The following is a 4,343-nucleotide window of genomic DNA, read 5'->3' as shown; positions in this document are numbered from 1 at the left end:
CGTCACCGGCACACTCCGCCGCGACGAAGGCACCCTCACCCGCTTCCACCACTCCCTCGCCCACCTCCACACCCACGGCATCCCCGTCGACTGGACACCGGCCGTGCCGGATGCCGCTGACGCGCCGCACGATCTGCCCACGTACCCTTTCCAGCACCGGAGTTACTGGCTGGAGGACGCGGCGACCGACGGCGATCCGGAGAGCCTCGGGCTGCACACCACCCAGCACCCCCTGCTCACCGCCGCCACCACACTCGCCCAGGGCGACGCCCTCCTGCTCACGGGGCGGATCTCGCTGCGCACCCACCCCTGGCTCGCCGACCACGCTCTGGAGGGGACGCCGGTCCTGCCGCCCGCCGCCTCTGTTGAACTGGCGCTGGAGGCAGGCAGGTTGCTGGGGGATCTGGTGGTGGAGGAGCTGACGGTCGACACACCGGTGGTGTTCCCCGCTCACGGTGGTGTGGACGTGCAGCTCACCGTGGGCGCGCCGCGCGGTGACGGCCGACGCGAGCTGACCCTGCACACCCGCGCCTACGACGACGGGGACGACGACGGCTCACTGCACCGGGCCTGGACCAGCCACGTCACCGGACTGCTGGCCCCCGGACCGGGGTCCGTGCCCGAGCCGCTGACCTCCTGGCCGCCGGCCGGGGCGACCCCCGTGGCCACCGACGAGGTGTACGCCCGGCTGGAGGCGCTGGGGTACGGGCTCGGCCCCGCGTTCCAGGGCCCGGCCCGGCTGTGGCGCCGGGGCGACGAGGTGTACGCCGAGATCTCCGCGCCCGATGTCTTCGCGGCCGATGCCGGGCGGTACGGGCTGCATCCGGCCCTCCTCACGGCGGCCGTGCAGGCGACGGATCTCGCACAGGGCGACGAGCTGCTGGAACCCGCCGTGTGGAGCGGGGTGAGCCTGTACGCGGTGGGCGCGGGCGGTCTGCGGGTGCGGGTCTCCCGGCGCGGCGAGGGGTTCGCCGTCCTGCTGGCCGATCCGACCGGCGCGCCGGTGGCCTCCGTGGACTCGGTGGTCCTGCGGCCGCCGGCGGCCGGGGCCCTGGGCCGGGCGGACCGGGCGCGCCACGACTGGCTGCTGCGCACCGAGTGGACGGTGGTGCCCGGCACCGGGGCTGCCGTTCCGTGCACCGAGTGGACGTCGTCCGCCGAACCCGCCGCCGAACTGAGCGACGCCTTCGGTGCCACCGCGCACGTGCGCTTCGAACCGACGCCGGAGGAGGGGGCGGCGCCCGGCCTGGTCCTGCTGCACGCCTCGTCCGCGAGCGAGCTGCTGCCCGCGCTCCGGACCTGGACCGGCGACGAGGCGAACAGCCACACCCATCTCGTGGTGCTGACCCACCACGCCGTCACCACGAGCCCCGACGACGTACAGGATCTGACCCCTTCGCCGGTCTGGGGACTGGTCCGCGCCGCCCAGGCGGAGAACCCCGGCCGGATCACCCTGGCCGACCTGGACGCCGAACCGGCGTCGCTGACCGCTCTGCCGGCCGCCCTTGCCGCCGGTGAACCCCAACTGGCCCTGCGCAACGGTGAGATACGCGTACCGAGGCTGTACCCGTCCGATCCGCGGGAGGCGGGTGCGCCGCCGGTGCTGCCCGAGGGCTCGACGGTCGTCGTGTCCGGGGGCGGGGACCTCGCCCCGGTCGCGGCCGTCCATGCCGTCACTGTCCTGGGCGCCCGCCGCGTGCTGCTCCTGTCCCCCGCCCGGGGACTGGCGGAGCGGTTGGAGGCGCTGGGCGCGGAGGTGGTGGTGGCCGAGGGCGACGCGGCGGACCGGGAGTTCCTGGCCGGCGCGCTGGCGGCGCATCCGGTCGGCGCGGTCTTCCACGCACCGGCCGCACCCGACCGTGCGGTGCTGCTCTCCGCGTCGCCCGAGGAGTTCGCGGAGGGGCTGCGCGCGGCCGGGGCGGCGGCTTGGAACCTGCACGAACTGACCCTCGGGCTCGACCTGGCCGCGTTCGTGCTGCTGTCGCCGGATGCCTCCTCGGCGCTCGGTGGAACAGGGCGCGCGAACGCCGCCGCTGTCGGCACGTATCTCGACGCGCTCGCTCAGCACCGGGTGGCGCTCGGACTGCCGGGGAGGTCCGTCTCCTGGGGGCCCAGGGACACCGCTTTCCACGGACTGGGCCGGTTCGACGAGGACCAGGTGCCCGCCGCTCTGGGACTGGCGCTGCGCTCGGCCGAGCGGCCGGTGCTGCTCGCCGCGCGCCTGGACCGGGCCGCGCTCACCGCGCAGGCCGGGACGGGGCTGCTGCCTCCCGTGCTGCGCTCGCTGGTGCGTACGGTGCGGGCCGCCGCCGGTGCGGACGTCGTCGCCGCCGGCTCACTCGTCTCGTCCCTGGCCGGTCAGCCGGAGCCCGAACAGCTGCGGTTTCTCGTCGAGTTGGTGGGCGAGCAGGTGGCCGGGGTGCTGCGGCACTCGGCCGGGGACACCGTGGACGCCTCGCGTGCCTTCAAGGATCTCGGGTTCGACTCCCTCACCGCCGTCGAGCTGCGCAACCGGCTCAACACGGTGACAGGGCTGCGGCTGCCCGCGACCCTCGTCTTCGACCATCCCTCCCCGGCCGCACTCGCCGCCCACCTGCGGGACCAGTTGCTGGGCGAAGGGGCCGCGGACGCGGCGGTGCCGGCCGGCGGACGGGCCGCGATCCAGGACGGCGAGCCCATCGCGATCGTGTCGATGGCCTGCCGCTACCCGGGCGGGGTGCGCACCCCGGAGGACCTGTGGCGGGTGGTGGCCTCGGAGCGGGACGTCATCTCGCCGTTCCCGGACAACCGGGGCTGGGACCTCGACCGCCTCTTCGACCCGGACCCGGCGCACCCGGGGACCTCGTACGCGCGCGAAGGGGGCTTCCTGCACGACGCGGACCGGTTCGATCCCGGGTTCTTCGGGATCAGCCCACGTGAGGCGACGAGCATGGACCCGCAGCAGCGGTTGCTCCTGGAGAGCGCCTGGGAGGCGTTCGAGCGGGCGGGCATCGACCCGACGTCGTTGCAGGGCTCGCGGACCGGGGTGTTCGCGGGCGTGGTGTACACGGACTACGGCTCCCGGGTGAAGCTGCCCGCCGACATGGAGGGGTATCTTGGCATCGGCAGTGCGGGCAGCATCGCCTCGGGCAGGATCGCCTACACGCTCGGGCTCGAAGGGCCCGCGGTGACGGTGGACACGGCGTGCTCGTCGTCGCTGGTGGCGCTGCATCTCGCGGTGCAGTCGCTGCGCAGGGGCGAGTGCGATCTCGCGCTGGCGGGCGGGGCGACCGTGCTTGCCAACCCGGACATCTTCATCGGCTTCAGCAGGCAGCGCGGGCTCGCCCCGGACGGGCGGTGCAAGGTGTTCGCGGCCGGTGCGGACGGTACGGCCTTCGGCGAGGGCGTGGGGCTGCTCCTGGTGGAGCGGCTGTCCGACGCCCGCCGCAACGGCCACGAGGTGCTCGCCGTCGTACGGGGCACGGCCACCAACCAGGACGGTGCGAGCAACGGTCTCACCGCGCCCAACGGCCCCTCCCAGCAGCGGGTGATCCGTCAGGCCCTCGCCGACGCCGGACTGACGACCGCCGATGTGGACGCCATGGAGGCGCACGGCACCGGGACGACGCTGGGAGACCCGATCGAGGCGCAGGCGCTCATCGCCACGTACGGGCAGGACCGGCCGACCGAACAACCGCTGTGGCTCGGTTCGTTGAAGTCGAACATCGGGCACACCCAGGCGGCGGCCGGTGTCGGCGGGGTCATCAAGATGGTGCAGGCCCTGCGCAACGGGCTGCTGCCGAAGACGCTGCACGTGGACGAGCCGTCCCCGCACATCGACTGGGAGGCCGGAGCCGTACGTCTGCTCACCGAGGCCCGGGAGTGGGCGCCGGGCGACCGGCCGCGCCGGGCCGGGGTCTCCGGGTTCGGCATGAGCGGCACCAACGCGCATGTGGTGCTGGAGGAGGCACCGGAGCCGGTGCCCGCCGTCGAACCGGCCCCGGACAGCGATGCTCCGCTGCCGTGGCTGCTGTACGGGCACACCGCCGAGGCCCTGGCCGAGCAGGCCGGGCAACTGCGCCGCCATCTCCTGGAGCACCCGGAGGCGGCCCCCGCCCCGATCGCGAAGGCGCTGGCCACCGGCAGGGCCGAGCTCGCCCATCGCGCGGTCGTCGTGTCGCGGGACCGGGACCGGCTGCTGGAGAACCTGGCCGGTCTGGAGCGGGACGCGGTCGGTGCGGACGCGGTGCGCGGGACGGTCACGGAGGCCGGCAGGACGGTGTTCGTGTTCCCGGGTCAGGGTTCGCAGTGGGAGGGCATGGCACGCGAACTCCTCACCACCTCGACGGTGTTCGCGAACCACC

1 protein-coding gene is annotated in these 4,343 nt (G+C 74.4%); it reads left to right on the top strand.

The window, feature by feature from the left end; all coding sequences use genetic code 11:
• Positions 1 to 4,343: type I polyketide synthase (locus tag ABZ564_RS32620; protein ID WP_360863112.1), on the top strand; the 4,343-nt coding region annotated here is incomplete at both ends.

The sequence above is a fragment of the Streptomyces sp. NPDC019224 genome, from assembly GCF_040632605.1.
Classification (GTDB): Bacteria; Actinomycetota; Actinomycetes; order Streptomycetales; family Streptomycetaceae; genus Streptomyces.
This window is presented reverse-complemented; position numbering and strand designations above follow the sequence as displayed.